We start from the raw sequence: 16,778 nt of genomic DNA, 5'->3' as shown, positions 1-16,778 counted from the left end.
CGGCGCCGGCAATGCCGGCCATGCCAACCACCATTTCGACGCGGCGCGTCATCGCCTTCCTGGCGATGGTGTTCGGCATGTTCATGGCCATCCTCGACATCCAGATCGTCTCGGCCTCGCTGGCCGAGATCCAGGCCGGCCTGAGCGCCAGTTCCGACGAAATCCCGTGGGTGCAGACCGCCTATCTGATCGCCGAGGTGATCATGATTCCGCTGTCGGGCTTCCTCAGCCGGATGCTGTCGACACGCGTGCTGTTCACGATTTCGGCGGCAGGCTTCACGGCGGCGAGCGCGCTGGCCGCAACCGCCACCAACATCGACCAGATGATCGTCTACCGCGCCATCCAGGGTTTTATCGGCGGCGGCATGATCCCGAGCGTCTTTGCCGCTGCCTTCACCATCTTCCCGCCGTCGCGCCGGGCCGTGGTGTCGCCGATGATCGGCCTGGTGGCGACGCTGGCGCCGACCATCGGTCCGACCGTCGGCGGCTATATAAGCCATGCCATGTCCTGGCACTGGCTGTTCCTGGTCAACGTCGTGCCCGGCATCATGGTGACGGTGGCCGCCTGGTCGCTGATCGACTTCGACAAGCCAAACCTCAAACTGTTCAGCAAGTTCGACTGGTGGGGGCTTGCCGGCATGGCAGCCTTCCTCGGCTGCATGGAATATGTGCTCGAGGAAGGTCCCAACAATGACTGGCTGCAGGACCAGGCGGTGCTGATCTGCGCCATCATCATGACCGTTGGCGGGGTGCTGTTCTTCTGGCGTGTGTTCACCGCCGAGGAGCCGATCGTCGACCTGAGGGCGTTCAGCAATGTCAATTTCGCCTTCGGCTCGCTGTTCTCCTTCGTCATCGGCATCGGCCTCTACGGCTTGACCTATCTCTACCCGGTGTTCCTCGGACGCATCCGCGGCTACGATTCGATGATGATCGGCGAGGCGCTGTTCGTCAGCGGCCTGGCGATGTTCTTCACCGCGCCGATTTCCGGCATCCTGTCGGGCAAGATAGACCCGCGGCTGATGATGATGATCGGCTTCTTCGGTTTTGCCACGGGCACCTGGTGGATGACGCATCTCACCGCTGACTGGGATTTCTATGAGCTGCTCATCCCGCAGATCCTGCGCGGCTGTTCGATGATGCTGTGCATGGTGCCGATCAACAACATTGCGCTCGGCACATTGCCGCCTGATCGGCTGAAGAACGCGTCCGGCCTGTTCAACCTGACCCGCAACCTCGGCGGCGCCGTCGGCCTTGCCGTCATCAACACCGTGCTGATCGACCGCAATGCCTTCCACTACGCAAGGCTCTCCGAGCATGTGGAATGGGGCAGTGCAGCGGCACAGCAGAAGCTGCAGAACATGACGCTCAACTTCGAGCAGACTGCAGGCCTCGACGCCACAAGTGCTGCGATCTCCAAGCTGTCCGCCATGGTCCACCAGCAGGCGGCGCTGCTGTCCTTCATGGATGTGTTCTTCATGCTGACGGTGCTGTTTGCGACGCTGGGACTGTTCACCATGGTGATCCGCAAACCTGTCGCAGCCGGCGGTGGCGGCGGAGGCCATTGAGACGCGCCGGAACCCCCCCTGGCGCCCTCACGCATGACCCCGGAAATTGGAAACGATTTCCGGGGTCATGTTTTGTCAAGCCGCGACCATCCGTCATGACCGAAAAGGCGATGCCGGCTATGCCAAGGCAGGCGGTCCGAACCACCTGGTCAGCGCGTCGGCCAACCCCGCCGTTTCAGGGTCGCCGACCCAGGCGACGTAGCCGTCGGGCCGGACCAGCACGGCGGCGGGTGCCGTGACCGCGCCCAGCACCGGAAGCTCCCAGGCGCCATCGTATCTGGCGTCGACCGACCGAACCCGATCCGCCCAAGGGCCGATGTCGAATGCGCCAGACTGACGGAGGTTGAGCAACAGCGGGCGCGCGTCGTGCAGCAGGGTGAAGACCCGCAGCGGGTCGTCAGCGGTGACGAGGTCGAGGTCCGGCATGCGGCGGCCAAGCAGCGGATGGCCCTCACCGAAATCATAGTGGATGTCCAGGCCGGACAACATGCCGGCAAAGCGCTTGCGTGGCTCCGCCATGGCGAGAAGTTCGGACATCGTGTCTCGCAGCGCCTTGGTTCGCTCGTCTTCGCGACGGAGCGCGACCGACGCCATGGTGCTTTTCAACACACGCGCGGCAACCGGATGGCGCTCGGCCTGGTAGGTATCGAGCAGGCTTTCCGGCGATGTTTTCCGGACCACCTGGGCAAGCTTCCAGCCGAGATTGACGGCGTCCTGCACGCCGGTCTGCAGACCCTGTCCGCCGTCCGGCGGATGCACGTGCGCGGCGTCGCCGGCGAGCAGCACCCGCCCCTTGCGGTATGACGCCGCTTGCCTTGTCATATCGGTGAAGCGGGCCAGCGACGTCGGATTGTGAACGCCATAATCGGTGCCGTAGACGGCCATCAGCGCCTCGCTGAGTTCATGCAGCGTAGGCTCGCCGCCAGCCCCGACCTCGCGCTCGGTCACCAGCACCCGCACCGTCCCGTCATCCAGCTTGCCAAAGCCGTGAATGCCGATCGCATCGCGGTGGATGACACCCCATTGCGGCTCTCCCGATAGTTCGACCTCGGCGATCAAATTGCTGACGGTCGGCTCCGAGCCCGGGAACTCTATCCCGGTTGCCTTGCGCACGAGACTTCTGCCGCCGTCGCAGCCGACGAGATAGTCGGCACGAAACGACCCGCCGTCGCTGAGCGCGACATCGACGCCACTGTCATCTTGCACGAAGCCCGTCACCTCGCGGCCACGGTAGACAGTGACGCCGCGCTCATCGACCCAATCGGCAAGGATGCGCTCTATGTGCTTTTGCCAGAGCGCCAGCCCGTAATTGTGGCGGGTGGGAAAGTCGCTGATATCAAGCGTAACGCCGGCGAAGGATGCGACCTGGGCGGTCTTGCCTTGTGACAGGAACCGATCGGCGATGCCGCGCTGGTCGAAGACCTCGATGGTGCGTGCGTGCAGACCGCCCGCACGCGTGCCCGTGATTGCCTGGCTGTCGCGCCGTTCGACGACGGCGACATCGATGCCGGCCAATGAAAGCTCGCCGGCCAGCATCAGCCCCGTCGGGCCGCCTCCGGCGATCACCACTTGATGGGAGATCTGTGGCCGGTCGGCATCAACGCGGCCGGTCGACTTACGCCCGCCTTGGCGAGCGCGTTCTTCGGTTCTTTGCATAGGTTCTGGCCCTCTCGATCAGGGCTGCGGAATCTACGCATAAAAAGCTGTTTGCCAATTCTTGAACTTGACTGTTTCCGCCCCATTTTACGTGTAGGGCGGTGGTCAGGCCGTAGCCGAAATTCGCGATACGCCGATAACTTCAGTTTGCAGGCTCATAAGCTCCGAGCCGGAGGCGTATTGACGCTGATCGTATCATGGCGAAGAAATTATCGCCCAAGCCGCCGGAAACGACCCCTATTCCGCCGTTCAACCGTAGATCGGGCTCGCCTGTATGCCGTTGCTGGCAGGCAGCTGTTGATCCATGCCAAATCGCAAGATCGGTCGAGCGCAGCATATCCGGAATGGCGTAGCTGGTGTCGCCACGAAGGAAGAGACGATGAAGGCGGCATCTGAAAACTACCAAGCCCGAATGCAGCGGGTGCTGGATCACATAGACCAGCACCTGGACGACGATCTGGGCCTGGAAGCGTTGAGCGGCGTCGCGGCGTTCTCGAAATACCATTTCCACCGGCAGTTCACGTCAACCTTCGGCGTGTCGGTGCATCGCTATGTCCAGCTCGCCCGCATGAAGCGCGCTTCGTACAGGCTTGCCGAGAGCGACGCCCAAAGCGTCACCGACATAGCGATGGATGCCGGTTACGCACCGGATGCCTTCGCCCGCGCCTTTCGGCAACGGTTCGGACAATCGCCTTCGTCGTTCCGCAAGTCTCCCGACTGGGGGCCGTGGCTCATGGCATTCGGGCCTCTCGACAAAGCAAGGAACAAGCTCATGCAGATAATCTTCGAATCCGACGATGTGACGATCCGCGAGTGCCGCCGACGCCGGTGGCGATCATGGAGCATCGCGGAGACCGGGCGACGCTCCAGGATACCATCCAGCGGTTCATCGCCTGGCGCAAAGCTGCCGGCCTGTCGCCCGAGACAAGCCCGACCTTCAACGTCTTCCGTTCCGAAAGGGAGCCGGCGGTCCCGGCCGACTACAGCATGGACCTGTGTGCCGGGACCGACCAGCCGATCGAGGCGAATGACGCGCAGATGAAGGCTGGCGTGATCCCCGGCGGACGTTGCGCGGTGCTGCGCTATCCCGGCAACACCAACAATCTCGAGCCCGCCGCGCTATTCCTTTATCGTGAATGGCTTCCGGCCAGCGGCGAGGAAGCACGTGATTTTCCGAAATACTGCCAGCGACACTTTTCGTTCTCCCCGAACGTACAGGTGCATGAAGTGGTCCTTGAACTGTTTCTGCCTCTTAAATAGGACCGCTGGACGGCGCCGTCAGGCCGTCGCCGGCTTGAAGGTCAAGGCGACGCCGTTGATGCAATGGCGCAAGCCGGTCGGGGCCGGACCATCGTCGAAGACATGGCCGAGATGGCCGCCGCAACGGCGGCAGTGGACCTCGGTGCGGGTCATGCCGAGCGACCGGTCCGTGGTCTTGCCGATGCCATTGGCGATCTCCTGCCAGAAGCTCGGCCAGCCGGTGCCCGAGTCGAACTTGGTCTCCGAGGGATAGACCGGCAGGCCGCAGCCGGCGCAAGCAAAAATGCCCTTGCGATGCTCGTTGAGCAGCGGGCTGGTGCCTGGATATTCGGTGCCTTCCTTGCGCAGCACGTTGAAAGCTTCATCGGACAGGATGGCGTGCCACTCGGCGTCGGTTTTGGTGACCTCGAATTTTTCCGCTGCCCGCGCGTCCTGCGCTCCGCCCATGCGCAGCATGGTTGCCGTGCCCGCCAGCAATGCCACGGCAGCGGCACCGCTCCAAAGAAAGTCGCGACGGTTCATGACCATTCCTCCTGCTGTCCTTTGCCAAACTCAACCGTCACAAGGAAATCAAAACCCGGTGACGATCAGAGCTCTTTGTTTGGGCATGATCTTTTCCGAAAACCGGCTTCCACTTTTCGGGATCATGCCCCCTGAAAACGGACACTCCGCAACGGCTCCACGCTTAGGGCGGACGGTGCGGAGTGTACGCTTGTCGATTGCGCGGGTCACGAGGGGACGGTAGCCGCGCAATCTACTTGGAGCCTTGGCTATAGCTTCGCCGGCGGCGAAGCTTTTGTTACATCTTCGGCAGAAGAACCTTGTCGATGACGTGGATGACGCCGTTCGACTGCTCGACATCGGCGATCGTCACATTGGCGACGTTGCCGTTCTCGTCGGTCACGGTGACCTTGCCGCCGTCAGCCTTGAGCGACAGTTCGCAGCCGCCGACGGTCTTGACCTTGTGCGCGCCGCCATCGGCCTTGGCCATCGCGGCGACGTCCGCGCCCAGCGCCTTGGCGCCGATGACGTGGCAGGTGAGGATCTTGGTGAGCTTGTCCTTGTTCTCAGGCTTGAGCAGCGTCTCGACGGTGCCGGCCGGAAGGGCTGCAAAAGCCTCGTTGGTCGGTGCGAAGACGGTGAACGGACCGGCGCTCTGCAGCGTCTCGACCAGGCCGGCCGCCTGGACGGCGGCGACCAGCGTCGTGTGGTCCTTCGAATTGACGGCGTTTTCGACGATGTTCTTGGTGGCAAACATGGCGGCGCCGCCGACCATTGGGTTTTCAGCATAGGCGGCGGTGGCAAGCGCAGAAACAGCGATCGTACCGGCAAGCAAAAGGGTGGCGAATTTACGCATGATTTTGAACTCCTCGGGGTTATCGTTTCCCATATTTGGGACGCGAGGGAGTTACGGAATAGAAATGCGTTAGTTTCATCAAATCAGGAGATTTTTATTTTTTGCATGTCTGTGCGCAGTTTTTTCTGCATTGCCTTTGCCTGCTCATATGCTTTTTCGCATACGCGCACGACCAAGCAGTGATCCATAATATACTTTTTGCGGAAAACTGACGCCGGGAGCCTGTCAGATGCTCTTCAGATCGCCCGCCGCGACCACCGGTCCGGTTGGCTGACCGGTCGGAGAACCGCCGGTGGGCTCGACGCTGACCGCCAGCACGGCGCCTTGCGCAAGCTTTTCCTGCACGGCCGGCGTGATGGTCAGGTGCGTGGTCGTACCGGCCGGGATGACGCCCATCGAGACCGGATTGTTCTTGCCTTCGATCATCCACAGCTCGAAGTCCTTGCCGGCGGCGCGTTCGCCGGAGACATGGGACAGGCTGACATCGTGGTGGGCGGCGTCATAGACGACCAGATATTTCACGTCGCTGCCATCGGCACCCAGCGAGGCGACGAGGCGCGTCTGCGGCTGCTCGACCGGCGGGTTGATGTAGGGCACGGCAATGTAGATCGCCAGCGCCGCGACAGCCGCGGTGGCAAGGCCGCGCCAGAAGGCAAGGCTGGCCCAGAGGCCGGCGCTGGATTGCGTGGTCGTGGTGGAGCTTGTTGCGGTGGACGAGAACAGCCGGCGGTCGACCGCGACCTTGACGGTCGCCGGAGGCGCTACTTCCGGATAGGCGGACGCCAGCGGCGAAAAGTGCACTTCCCAGCCGTCGACAAGACGGGCGAAGCCGGTTTCCGCGTCGATACGGCTGGAGGCAATCTGGCGTTCGTCCGCTGCCAGCACGCCGAGAACGTATTCGGCGGCGAGCAGGTCGTCGCCTCCACGTTCCGGTCCGTTGTCTTGTGCCAGCGTCATCTTTCCAGACATTCTCTAAGTTTCAGCAGACTGCGCCGTAGCCAGGTCCGCATCGTGTTCAACGGAACGCTGTGGCGCTCCGCCAATTCGGCATAACTTTCGCCATTGAGATAGGCGCCCCGGACAGCCGCTGCCCGGTCCTTTTCCAACTCATCGAGACATTGATAGATGCGTTCGGATTCACCACCCGCCACAACCATAGCCTCAGGTCCCGGAGCCGGATCGGCCACGTCGAGCGCGGCATCGATATCGGCGGCAGGCTTGCGCCTCGCCCTGATGCGATCGATCGCGTGATTGCGCGCGATTGCCACCAGCCAGGAGATCGGACTCAGATCGGAAACAGCGAAACGGTCTGCCTTCGTCCATACTTTGACAAAGACCTCTTGCAGCGCTTCTTCCGCATCTCCCCGGTCATGCAATACACGAAGGCAGACACCGAAAAGTTTCGCACTGGTCTGCCGGTAGAGCAGATCGAACGCGGCCCGATCCTTCATCGAAGTCCGGACAATCAGGGTGGAGATGTCCTGCGGCGTCATGCCGATAAATTAGGCGATTGCCGTGTATTTGCAACGGTGGAAACGTTATTGTCCACGCAAACCGTTGTTGCGCCCGGCTCGCCAGTATTCGACCGCATCGATTGCCAAAGAAATCGCCGGCCGCTAGCCTTCCTGGAGGTGGAGGACTTCAGACATGTCGGCTGAACGGGTTCTGTGGGAACAAGATGCAACCGGCCTCGCCGCTCTCGTGCACAAGGCAGAGATCTCGCCACAGGAGCTTGTCGACGCCGCGATTGCGCGCGCCGAGGCGACCCGTCCCGACATCAACGCCATCGCCGAGCCACTCTACGACGCGGCGCGGACGCGCGCCAAAACCATCGACCGCAAGCTGCCGCTGGCCGGCGTGCCGTTTGCGCTGAAGGATCTCGGCATCGCCATCAAGGGCGTGCCGACGCATTCCGGCAGCCGCATTCCGGCTTTCACCGCCGATTTCAACTCGGTGATGACCGAGCGCTACCTCGCCGCCGGACTCGTTCCTATCGCCACCAGCACCTCGCCCGAACAAGGGCTGAGGCTGATGACCGAATCAGCTGCCTTCGGCGTCACCCGCAATCCATGGAATACGGCCCATACCAGCGGCGGTTCTTCCGGTGGCGCAGCCGCCCTCGTTGCTGCCGGCGTGGTGCCGGCGGCGCATGCCGCGGATGGCGGCGGCTCGATCAGGGTGCCGTCCGCCTGTAGCGGGCTGGTCGGCCTGAAAACCTCGCGCGGCCGCGTGCCGCAGACCCCGCAGATCAGCGAAGCCTGGTACGGCATGGTCGTTGATCATGCCGTCACCCGGTCGGTCCGCGATACGGCCCTGCTGCTCGACCTGACGCACGGCCCCGATCCGCTGGCGCCCTATGCCGCGCCAGCGCCGAAAGGCAGTTTCGTCGCCGCGGCAGGGCGCGATCCAGGCAAGCTCAAGCTCGCCGTCTACCGGGGATCGCCGCTTGGCCTGCCGATATCGGCAGAGACGCTTGTTGCGCTGGATACGGCGGTAGCACTGGCGCGCGAGGGCGGCCACACGGTCGAGGAGATCGACCTGCCCTATGTCGATCGCGATTTCATGGCCGATTTCGCCAGGTCGGTCGCGTCGGCGGTGGCCGGCACGATGCGCAGCGAGGCCTTGCGCGTCGGCCGCCCGGTCCTGGGCGACATCGAACGCGCCACGCGGATCATCGCGCGCTTCGGCGAAATCGTCTCGGCCGGCGACATCTATGCCGGCCTGCAGCGGCTCAATGCGACATCGCGCCGGCTGATCGCCGAGACCGCCCGGTATGACGCCGTGCTGATGCCGATCATTGCGCACCCGCCGCTCGCCTGCGGCGCCATGGATCCGAAGGGGGCCGACGAGCTGATTGAGAACGTGCTCGACAAACTGCACCTCACCCGGCTCTTGAGGCTCAAGCCATTGTTCGGGCAATTGATGGACAAGAGCCTGTGGTTCACCCACTGGCCGGCGATCCAGAACGTCACCGGCCAGCCATCGATCGCGCTGCCTGTGCATGTCACCGATGCCGGCCTGCCGCTCGGCATCCAGGCCGTCGGCCGGCCAGGCGATGAAGAGACGCTTTTGTCGCTGGCCGCGCAGATGGAAAAGATTTCGGGGTGGTTGGCGCGGCGGGCGCCGTTCAAGGTACCGGCTTAAACCGTGATCCCGAACTTGAGGCCGGATCTGGTCGAATGACGCGATAGGGCTGGCTTCATCAATTTGTGACAGCAAAGCCGTTTGCGGCTTGCCCCAATTCCCGCTAAGACGCCGCCGTCCTTTCCAGCAATCCGGGAACATACCGATGACGGAGATCACCGCCACCGCCGAAATGCAGGCCGCGCTGCTTTCGCGCGCGCTGCCCTACATGCAGCGCTACGAGAACAAGACGGTGGTGGTGAAGTATGGCGGCCACGCCATGGGCGACATCGAGCTCGGCAAGGCTTTTGCCCGCGACATCGCGCTGCTCAAACAGTCGGGCGTCAATCCGATCGTCGTGCATGGCGGCGGGCCGCAGATTGGCGCCATGCTGGCCAAGATGGGCATCGAATCGAAGTTCGAGGGCGGCCTGCGCGTCACCGACCAGAAGACGGTCGAGATCGTCGAGATGGTGCTGGCCGGCTCGATCAACAAGGAGATCGTGGCGCTGATCAACGCCGAGGGCGAATGGGCGATCGGCCTGTGCGGCAAGGACGGCAACATGGTTTTTGCCGAAAAGGCGCGCAAGACCATGATCGACCCGGACTCCAACATCGAGCGGGTGCTCGATCTCGGCTTCGTCGGCGAGCCGGTCGAGGTCGACCGCACGCTGCTCGACCTGCTGGCGCGTTCCGAAATGATCCCGGTGCTGGCGCCGGTGGCGCCCGGCCGCGACGGCCATACCTACAACATCAATGCCGACACCTTCGCCGGCGCCATTGCCGGCGCCTGCCAGGCGACACGGCTTTTGTTCCTGACCGACGTGCCCGGCGTGCTCGACAAGAACAAGAAGCTGATCGACGAGCTGACCGTGGCCGAGGCCAAGGCGCTGATCAAGGACGGCACGGTGTCGGGCGGCATGATCCCCAAGGTCGAGACCTGCATCGAGGCGATCGAGCGCGGCGTCGAAGGCGTCGTCATCCTCAACGGCAAGACGCCGCATGCAGTGCTGCTCGAGCTGTTCACCGAGCATGGCGCCGGCACGCTGATCGTGCCCTGAGCCGCGAAGGCCGAGCGCGCGCCTCAGGCGCTCGGCGAAATCCCGATAGCGGGCGCGGCCGGCTTGCGGGCCGGGCGCGCGAACACCATCGATTCCTCCTCCTGGTCCTGCGGCGCGCCCCAGAATTCGGCCAGCGTCGGGCCGTCTTTCACCCTGATGTCGCGCACCAGAAAACCCCAGACTTCGCGGAACCAGACGCGGCGACCCATTTGCGTGTACCAGCGCATCGAATGGCGCTGCTCCGGGTCCCTATGGAACAGGATGCGCGCCAGCGCCTTCGGCCGCGCTTGCACCGCCACCTCGATCAGCTTGACGCTGAAGAACAGCATCCACGGTTTCAACCGCGTCATCTGCAGCACCTGGTGCTTGTAGTCCCACAGGCGGGCGTCCTGCTGGATCACCTTGCGGTCGCGGGCGATGCGGAAGAACGGCGTCCAGCGATGCGGCGTGACATAGAGCGCCTGGATCTGGTCGGGGTCATAGGCGAGCAGCTGGCGGAAGCCGCGCCAGAGGTCGCGAAGGGTCTCGTCCTCAAACCCGGCCACCCAGGTCGCCATCGACAGGATGCCGTGCAGGCGCAGCAGCCGGATCGCCTCGCGATCGGATGAGGTGCTGCCGCCCTTGCGGATCAATGCAAGCGTCTGCTCGTCGGTGTTTTCCATGCCGAGCAGCCAGCGGATGACACCGGCCTTGCGGTAGAGGTGCAGAATGTCGGCATCGCGCACGATGTCGTCGGCGCGGGTGGAGCCGACGATAAGCACCGGCACGTTCTCGGCGATCAGCGCATCGAGGAAGGCACGCCAGGCCTTTTTCGAAACGGTCGGGTTTTCGTCGGCGAGATTGATCAGTTCGACGCTGTGCTCGCGGTGCAGCCAGGCAATCTCCCTGGCGAATTTGACGGGATCGCGATGGCGCCAGCGGGTCCAGAAACCGCGCTGGCCGCAATAATTGCACAGATGCGGGCAGCCGCGCGAAAACTGCATGACCACGGCGCGCTTGCCACCCCAATAGCTGTAGCGCCTGTGATCGATCAGTTCCCAGCCGACACGATAGTCATCGAGGGTGGCTATGGTGCCGGCCGGCCGCGTGGCGAAGGGACGGCGCAAATCGTCGCGAAAGGCGATGCCGGCGACTTCCGCCAGAGGCTGGCGTCTCGCCAGCGCCTCGACCAATGCGACGCTGGTCGCCTCGCCTTCGCCGCGGACGATGAAATCGAAGACATCCGTGGCGCAAAGAATGTCGCGCCAGTGATAGGTCGGAAACACGCCGCCATAGATCACCATCGTTGCCGGTTCACGCGCCTTGACCATCTGTGCGATCTGCAAGGCGGTCGGATGCGCCGAGGTCGAGCCGGAGTGGCCGATCAGGATGCAGTCGGGCTGGTCGCTCAAGGCGTCGCGGACAAGCGTGGCGAGCGGCATCGGCCCGAATTCGGCATCGACGAGCCGCACATCATGGCCGGCATCGATCAGCGGGCCGCCGAGCGCCAGCAGGCCGAGCGGCGGCAGATGGTCGTCGGGCACGCGGCTGCCAATGGCGGTGTGCGGCGGATTGATCAGGACGATTTTCATGACGGACCCTTCGCAATGGCGATCCGCATGTCGTAGCCGGCGATTCAAACTTGGAATTGGGCTCGCTTGAGCAGTTTGTGTGCAGCTTTTCGGCAGAAATGCCTAGCGGCGGAGATGCCCGAGCGGCACGTGGCCCGGCCCCTTGATGTTCTGCAGCACGAGCTGGGTGTGGACGTCGCGCACGCCGTCGAGCCGCATCAGCCGGTGCATGACGAAGGCGTTGAGCTCGTCGACCGACGGCACCATCACATGCAGCAGGAAATCGTGGTCGCCGGTCATCGTCCAGCACGACGACACTTCGTCCATGCGCTGCACGGCGGCGATGAAGGCTTCGGGCGAGCCGTCGCTGTGGCTGGTGAGCCGCACCTCGATGAACACCTCGACCATCAGCCCGACGGCGCGGCGGCTGAGCACGGCGGCAAATCCCTTGATGATGCCGGTATCCTGCAGCGCCTCGAAACGCCGCGCGCAAGGTGTCGTCGACAGGCCGATCTCCTGCGCCAGCTCGGACACCGGCTTGCGCCCATCGCGCTGCAGGATGTCGAGCATCTTGATCTCGAACTCGTCAAACTGAGGCATTTTCACTCTCCAGTGGCGCGTGTTGAGTGAATATTATCTCGAATATCCCGTTTGAGCCATCATCAAAACCGATTTGCCTCGGCAAATCCGGTTAGCCTTGCGGCAGAATTCGCCATTGATGATTTGCGAGGAGAACAGCCATGACGATGAGTGTTGCCGACTACGCCCGCGATTGCGCGGCACAGGGCCTGCGCGGCGACTATTCGGTCTGCCGTGCCGATTTCACCGTGGCGCAAGGCTACGACTACTCTGCCAGCGAACAGGCGGTGTGGCGCACGCTTTGCGACCGCCAGACGAAGCTGACGCAGCAACTGGCGCACCATTCCTATCTCGACGGCGTTGCCGCCCTTGGCCTGCTCGACAAGATCCCGGATTTCGGCGCGGTCAGCGAAAAACTGCGCAAGCTCACCGGCTGGGAAATCGTCGCCGTGCCGGGGCTTATTCCCGCCGCCCCTTTTTTCGACCATCTCGCCAACCGCCGCTTCCCGGTCACCAACTGGCTGCGCACCGAACAGGAGCTCGACTACATTGTCGAGCCGGACATGTTCCATGACTTCTTCGGCCACGTGCCGATCCTGACGCAGCCGGTGTTTGCCGATTTCATGCAGATGTATGGGCAGAAGGCCGAGAACGTGATCGCGCTGGGCGGCGACGAGATGATCACCCGCCTCTACTGGTACACCGCCGAATACGGGCTGATGCAGGAGCCTGGTCAGCCCCTGAAGGCGTTCGGCGCCGGGCTGATGTCGTCCTTCACCGAATTGCAGTTCGCCGTCGCCAGCAAGGATGCCCACCACGTTCCCTTCGACCTCGAAACGGTGATGCGCACCAGCTACGAGATCGACAAGTTCCAGCGTGCCTATTTCGTGCTGCCGTCCTTCGACGTGCTGCGCGACGCCTTCCAGACCGCCGACATGGCTGACATCGTCGGCCGCCGCAAAGGCCAGCCGGCGCTCGACCCGGCCACTGTGTAAAGGGTCAGTCGGTCTCGGCCTTCAGCCGCGCCAGCTGGTCGCGCTGCAGGTCGAGGGCCGTGGTGACGAAACGCGATATGGTGGCGAGCTCAGCATCGCTGAAGGTGGCGATGACTTTTTCGCCTTCCCGCGCAATGGCGCCGTAGTAGCGCGCCGACAGGTCTCGCGTCGCCTCGGTTGCCTCGATCACCACCTTGCGTCTGTCCTCCAGACTGCGCGTGCGCGTGAGCAGGCCGCGCGCCTCCAGCCTGTCGATCAGCGCCGTCACCGCGGCCGGCGTCAGCCCGGTTGCCGTGGCGATCGCACCAGCCGATTGCGGGCCGCCATAGAGCAGCCCGATGCAATGGCGTTCCGCCATGTTCAGCCCGAGCCTCACCCCCACGGCTTCGTCATAGGCCTGCGTCGCGTCCTGCCATTGCATGATGGCCAGGCCGATAGCCGTGGTCATTTCGTTGCGATTTTCGCTTGACGAATTTAGTTCGATCATCTAACTATCAATCTGTCTAACATTTAGACCGTAATAACAATATGCGGCGGCGACCCGGACATAGCAAGGGCCAACCGCAAACAAGGAGTGAAAAATGAGCTTGATCCAACAGCGTGCGCCCCTCTCCCACGAGGAAGAGTTCAAATACGCCAAGCTGGCGATGGAATGGTACGGCTGGGGTTCCCCCATCGGCCTCGGCATCCTGCTGGTATCGCTGGCTGCCGCCGCCGTGCTGGTGCGTATCGCCGTCTACGGTCTTTAGAGGCTGTCCCATCCCGATGGACCCGGGATGAGGCCCTGTGTTCCCGAAAACCGGTTTCGGGATCATGCTCTAGGCCAGATCAGAATCCACCCAAAGGCGCGCCAGGGCGGTGCCGGCAGCAATCACTGCTGCCGGCGCCGCCGGCTTTTGGCGGTCAGACGGGTGATGACCTGCGTCACACCGCGATGATTTTGCTGAGATGATCGCCGAGCCGGCAGGCCAGGGCGGTGATGGTCGTCGTTGGATTGCACTCGCCCGAGGTGCAGAACACCGAGGAGCCGCCGACATAGAGGTTCTCCATGCCGTGCACCTTGGAGTTGGCGTCGACGACGCTCTTGGCCACGTCGGTGCCCATGCGGGTGCCGCCCATGTGATGGTGGCCGGCCAGTTCCTCATTGGTCGGATAGTCCTCGCCTTTGGTGAGCCAGTCGGCGATGCGCACCCGGCCGAGATCCTTCTGCACCAATGTCGTGCCGAACAGCCGCAGTCCCTCAAGGATGGTGCGGCGTTCCAGCTCCGATTTCTTCCAATGCAGTTCGATGCGCGGCACACCGGCGTGGTCGACGTCGGTCTTCGACAGTTCGATCTGGTTCGAGGCCAGCGGCGCCTGTTCCCAAGCGACATAGAGCTGGGCGGCGCAGCGCAGGTTCTGGCTGAGCTGGTAGGCGACCCATTCGGCCGCGTCGGGCGCCGTGCAGGCGAGGTCGGCGATCAGACCCTTGACGCCGGCATAGGGCGTTTCGATCAGCCGGATACCGAAATTCATGATCTGCAGGCGCTCCATCGCGGCAAGCGTCGGCGAGAAGAAAGCCTCGTTGACGGCGTCGACCTGGAACTCGCCATAGTCGGCCAGGATGGCATTGCCGCCCTCGAAGGTCGGGTGCTCCATCCAGTAGCGGCCGAGTGCCGTCGCATTCGGCACCACGCCGCCGTTCGAGCGCTGGTTCGACCACAAAAGCAGCCGTGAATTCTCCAACCCGCCGGTGCAGGCGATGAAATAATCGGCAGTAAAGGAGCCGGCATCCTGGCCGTTCGACCAGAGTTTGGCGCCGGTTACCTTTTTGCCGTCACCGGCAAGCTCGGTGGCATAGGTGTTGAGCACGACGGCGATGTTCTTGCTCTTGTCGAGCTCGTCGGCGAATTTTTCGCCAAAGCGCACCGCCGGGCTCTTGATCAGCTGCACCCAGCGAATGTCGTCCGAAATTGGCACATCCGGCTGGAAAGCCGGCAGTTCCAGAATATCGTGCACTTCCGGCAGATAGGGCTCGATATCGGCGCGGCTGATCGGCCAGCCGGTATCGGGCGCCCAGGCCTTGGGCTCGAAGTCCTGCTTGTCCAGCACGCGGCACCATCCCGCCCAATGGTTCGAGCTGCCGCCCATGAAGCGCAGCCGGGTGATGTCGAGATCGAAATAGGGATCGCCGACCGTGGTGCCGCGGTAGAAATCCTGCGAATCGTCGCTGAATTCCCGCGAGCCCGCCTCCAGCACGACAACCGGAATGCCGGCGGCGCCAAGTTTCCTGGCGATTGTGGTGCCGGCAGGTCCCGAGCCGAGGATGCAAACCTTGGCGTCAAAATTCGCGGCTTTGAACGCCTCGTAACTGTCGAAGATCATGCCAGATCGCTCCGCTTCAGGATCCAGCCATTGACCTCGACGATCTCATTTGGGTCGACGAAAGGGGGGTCGGTATCGGTATCGGGCAGGCGGCGCAGCAGCGACAGCGCCGGCAGTGCCATCAGCGCCTGGACGATCGTGCGGCGTGATATTCTCTTGACGAAGAAACTCATGACACGTCTCTCGATGGAACTTCGATCCCGCATGGCGTTCTCTGAACGGCACACGAGCCCCGGGAGATGCCAATCTCGTGCCAACCTAGCCGGAACCTGATTTCAGGCGGGTAAACGGCATGGTTGAGTGAGAACAAGGTTAGCAATTGCCTAACAAGCGCGGCGGGCTTAAGCGGGACTTCAGGCGGCTTCAGAAATGTCCCGGTCGAGGATCGACAGATTGCGGCCGCGATGCTTGGCCTCGTAGAGCCGCCGGTCGGCGGCACGCATCAGGTCCGACACATTGACGTCTTCTGCGCAGGTGACGCCGCCAATGCTGACAGTCAGCGGAACCGTTCGCTCGTCAACCGGACGAAAGCGGATCAGTTCGACTTCGCGGCGGATGCGCTCGGCGACGCGTTTGGCTTCCTGTTCGGTGGCGCCGACCAGGAAGGCGCCGAATTCCTCGCCGCCGATGCGGCCGAGCACGTCGCCGCTGCGCACGCCGCGTTCGATGGCGCTGGCGATCAAAAGCAGCGCGTCATCGCCGGTCAGGTGGCCGAAACTGTCGTTGATCGCCTTGAAATGGTCGGCATCGATGATCAGCAGCGCACCGCGATCGGCTTTGCGCCGGGAGCCGTCGAGCGCGGCAAAGAAGCTCTCGCGATTGAGCATGCCGGTCATGTCGTCGCGGCTCGCTTTTTCCGACAGCCGCCGGTGGGCAGCGGCGAGTTGAGCGTGGGCGCGAGCGAGTTCGCGATGCGCGCTTTTCAACCTGTCGCTCTGCCAGAAGGTGCTGGCGGTGGCGAGCCAGGCGAGGGCCAGCGGACAGACCGTCGAGCTCAACCAGATGGTGCGGCTGACCGGGAATCCCATCGCGGGAACGATGATCAGCGTCAACAGAAGCGAGGTTGCAACTGAGGCGAAAGCGACGGTGGCGGACTTTAGAAATATGCGGTTCATCGCTGGCTCCCACTGAACCGTCTCTGTGCCAGCAAGCCCTGAAGGTCACCTTTCGGCGATGCCTAAAATTTGAATCTTGGCACCACTTTCGTCACGTTCGACGCGTATAAGTTGTGGATAAATCCCCCTGTCAGGGAAATCGTTTCGTGCCATA

Annotated in this window: 17 protein-coding genes and 1 pseudogene; 6 read left to right on the top strand and 12 right to left on the bottom strand. The window is 63.1% G+C overall.

What is annotated here, in order from left to right:
• Window positions 1-11 precede the first annotated feature (11 nt).
• Window positions 12-1,565: a DHA2 family efflux MFS transporter permease subunit gene (locus AC1DVW_RS05200; RefSeq protein ID WP_477322620.1), complete on the top strand. Its 1,554-nt coding sequence runs from the start codon at window positions 12-14 to the stop codon at window positions 1,563-1,565.
• Between the two features lie 117 nt (window positions 1,566-1,682).
• Here the strand turns inward: AC1DVW_RS05200 and AC1DVW_RS05195 are convergent, their stop codons facing one another.
• Both AC1DVW_RS05195 and AC1DVW_RS05190 read right to left on the bottom strand, forming a co-directional pair.
• Window positions 1,683-3,221 carry an FAD-dependent monooxygenase gene (locus tag AC1DVW_RS05195; RefSeq protein ID WP_477321657.1) on the bottom strand — a complete coding sequence of 513 codons (1,539 nt, stop codon included), beginning with the start codon at window positions 3,219-3,221 and terminating at the stop codon, window positions 1,683-1,685.
• Window positions 3,222-3,363: 142 nt separating this feature from the next.
• Window positions 3,364-3,732, bottom strand: a complete 369-nt coding sequence (locus AC1DVW_RS05190; protein ID WP_477322670.1) for a hypothetical protein — start codon at window positions 3,730-3,732, stop codon at window positions 3,364-3,366.
• Here AC1DVW_RS05190 and AC1DVW_RS05185 point away from each other — a divergent pair.
• Window positions 3,634-4,481: pseudogene (locus AC1DVW_RS05185) on the top strand (AraC family transcriptional regulator). The gene AC1DVW_RS05190 and the pseudogene AC1DVW_RS05185 overlap by 99 nt on opposite strands.
• A gap of 18 nt (window positions 4,482-4,499) precedes the next feature.
• Here the strand turns inward: AC1DVW_RS05185 and msrB are convergent.
• From msrB to AC1DVW_RS05165, 4 genes are all read right to left on the bottom strand, one after another.
• Window positions 4,500-5,003 (bottom strand): peptide-methionine (R)-S-oxide reductase MsrB, encoded by a 504-nt coding sequence (gene msrB / locus AC1DVW_RS05180; protein WP_477321655.1) that lies wholly within the window; start codon window positions 5,001-5,003, stop codon window positions 4,500-4,502.
• A gap of 277 nt (window positions 5,004-5,280) precedes the next feature.
• Complete coding sequence (locus tag AC1DVW_RS05175; RefSeq protein WP_477274152.1) at window positions 5,281-5,838, bottom strand: fasciclin domain-containing protein; 558 nt, start codon at window positions 5,836-5,838, stop codon at window positions 5,281-5,283.
• Between the two features lie 225 nt (window positions 5,839-6,063).
• The gene (locus AC1DVW_RS05170; protein WP_477322618.1) at window positions 6,064-6,795 is read right to left on the bottom strand and encodes an anti-sigma factor; all 732 of its coding nucleotides are present in this window, start codon (window positions 6,793-6,795) and stop codon (window positions 6,064-6,066) included.
• Complete coding sequence (locus AC1DVW_RS05165; protein ID WP_477274151.1) at window positions 6,792-7,331, bottom strand: sigma-70 family RNA polymerase sigma factor; 540 nt, start codon at window positions 7,329-7,331, stop codon at window positions 6,792-6,794. The genes AC1DVW_RS05170 and AC1DVW_RS05165 overlap by 4 nt, the downstream gene beginning before the upstream one ends.
• A gap of 154 nt (window positions 7,332-7,485) precedes the next feature.
• Between AC1DVW_RS05165 and AC1DVW_RS05160 the strand changes: the two genes are divergently transcribed.
• Window positions 7,486-8,982 (top strand): amidase, encoded by a 1,497-nt coding sequence (locus AC1DVW_RS05160; protein WP_477321653.1) that lies wholly within the window; start codon window positions 7,486-7,488, stop codon window positions 8,980-8,982.
• A gap of 145 nt (window positions 8,983-9,127) precedes the next feature.
• Window positions 9,128-10,021: an acetylglutamate kinase gene (gene argB / locus AC1DVW_RS05155; RefSeq protein ID WP_109667770.1), complete on the top strand. Its 894-nt coding sequence runs from the start codon at window positions 9,128-9,130 to the stop codon at window positions 10,019-10,021.
• A 23-nt stretch (window positions 10,022-10,044) separates the two neighbouring features.
• Here argB and bchE read toward each other — a convergent pair whose 3' ends face one another.
• A complete protein-coding gene (bchE, locus tag AC1DVW_RS05150; RefSeq protein ID WP_477321651.1) occupies window positions 10,045-11,592 on the bottom strand; it encodes a magnesium-protoporphyrin IX monomethyl ester anaerobic oxidative cyclase in 1,548 nt (515 codons plus the stop codon).
• Between the two features lie 102 nt (window positions 11,593-11,694).
• A complete protein-coding gene (locus AC1DVW_RS05145) occupies window positions 11,695-12,171 on the bottom strand; it encodes an Lrp/AsnC family transcriptional regulator (RefSeq protein WP_477321649.1) in 477 nt (158 codons plus the stop codon).
• A gap of 140 nt (window positions 12,172-12,311) precedes the next feature.
• Here AC1DVW_RS05145 and phhA point away from each other — a divergent pair, with 140 nt between their 5' ends.
• Entirely contained in the window at window positions 12,312-13,145 is an 834-nt protein-coding gene (gene phhA / locus AC1DVW_RS05140; protein WP_477240488.1) for a phenylalanine 4-monooxygenase, read from the top strand.
• Between the two features lie 4 nt (window positions 13,146-13,149).
• On the opposite strand, the gene AC1DVW_RS05135 is transcribed toward phhA, so the two are convergent.
• Entirely contained in the window at window positions 13,150-13,632 is a 483-nt protein-coding gene (locus AC1DVW_RS05135) for a MarR family winged helix-turn-helix transcriptional regulator (protein ID WP_477240486.1), read from the bottom strand.
• 94 nt (window positions 13,633-13,726) lie between these two features.
• Between AC1DVW_RS05135 and AC1DVW_RS05130 the strand changes: the two genes are divergently transcribed.
• Window positions 13,727-13,894 (top strand): hypothetical protein, encoded by a 168-nt coding sequence (locus AC1DVW_RS05130; RefSeq protein WP_352635611.1) that lies wholly within the window; start codon window positions 13,727-13,729, stop codon window positions 13,892-13,894.
• Between the two features lie 175 nt (window positions 13,895-14,069).
• On the opposite strand, the gene AC1DVW_RS05125 is transcribed toward AC1DVW_RS05130, so the two are convergent.
• The 3 genes from AC1DVW_RS05125 to AC1DVW_RS05115 all read right to left on the bottom strand — a co-directional run bounded on the left by AC1DVW_RS05125 (window position 14,070) and on the right by AC1DVW_RS05115 (window position 16,624).
• On the bottom strand, window positions 14,070-15,509 hold the full coding sequence (locus tag AC1DVW_RS05125; RefSeq protein WP_477321647.1) for a GMC oxidoreductase: 1,440 nt from the start codon (window positions 15,507-15,509) through the stop codon (window positions 14,070-14,072).
• Window positions 15,506-15,682 (bottom strand): hypothetical protein, encoded by a 177-nt coding sequence (locus AC1DVW_RS05120; protein ID WP_477321645.1) that lies wholly within the window; start codon window positions 15,680-15,682, stop codon window positions 15,506-15,508. Before AC1DVW_RS05120 ends, AC1DVW_RS05125 begins: the two co-directional genes overlap by 4 nt.
• A 180-nt stretch (window positions 15,683-15,862) precedes the next feature.
• Window positions 15,863-16,624, bottom strand: a complete 762-nt coding sequence (locus AC1DVW_RS05115; RefSeq protein ID WP_477274140.1) for a GGDEF domain-containing protein — start codon at window positions 16,622-16,624, stop codon at window positions 15,863-15,865.
• Between the last annotated feature and the right edge of the window lie 154 nt (window positions 16,625-16,778).

This window comes from Mesorhizobium sp. P3_B5 (genome assembly GCF_056402815.1).
The sequence above is the reverse complement of the archived record's forward strand: the minus strand, read 5'-3'. Positions and strand labels throughout refer to the sequence as shown.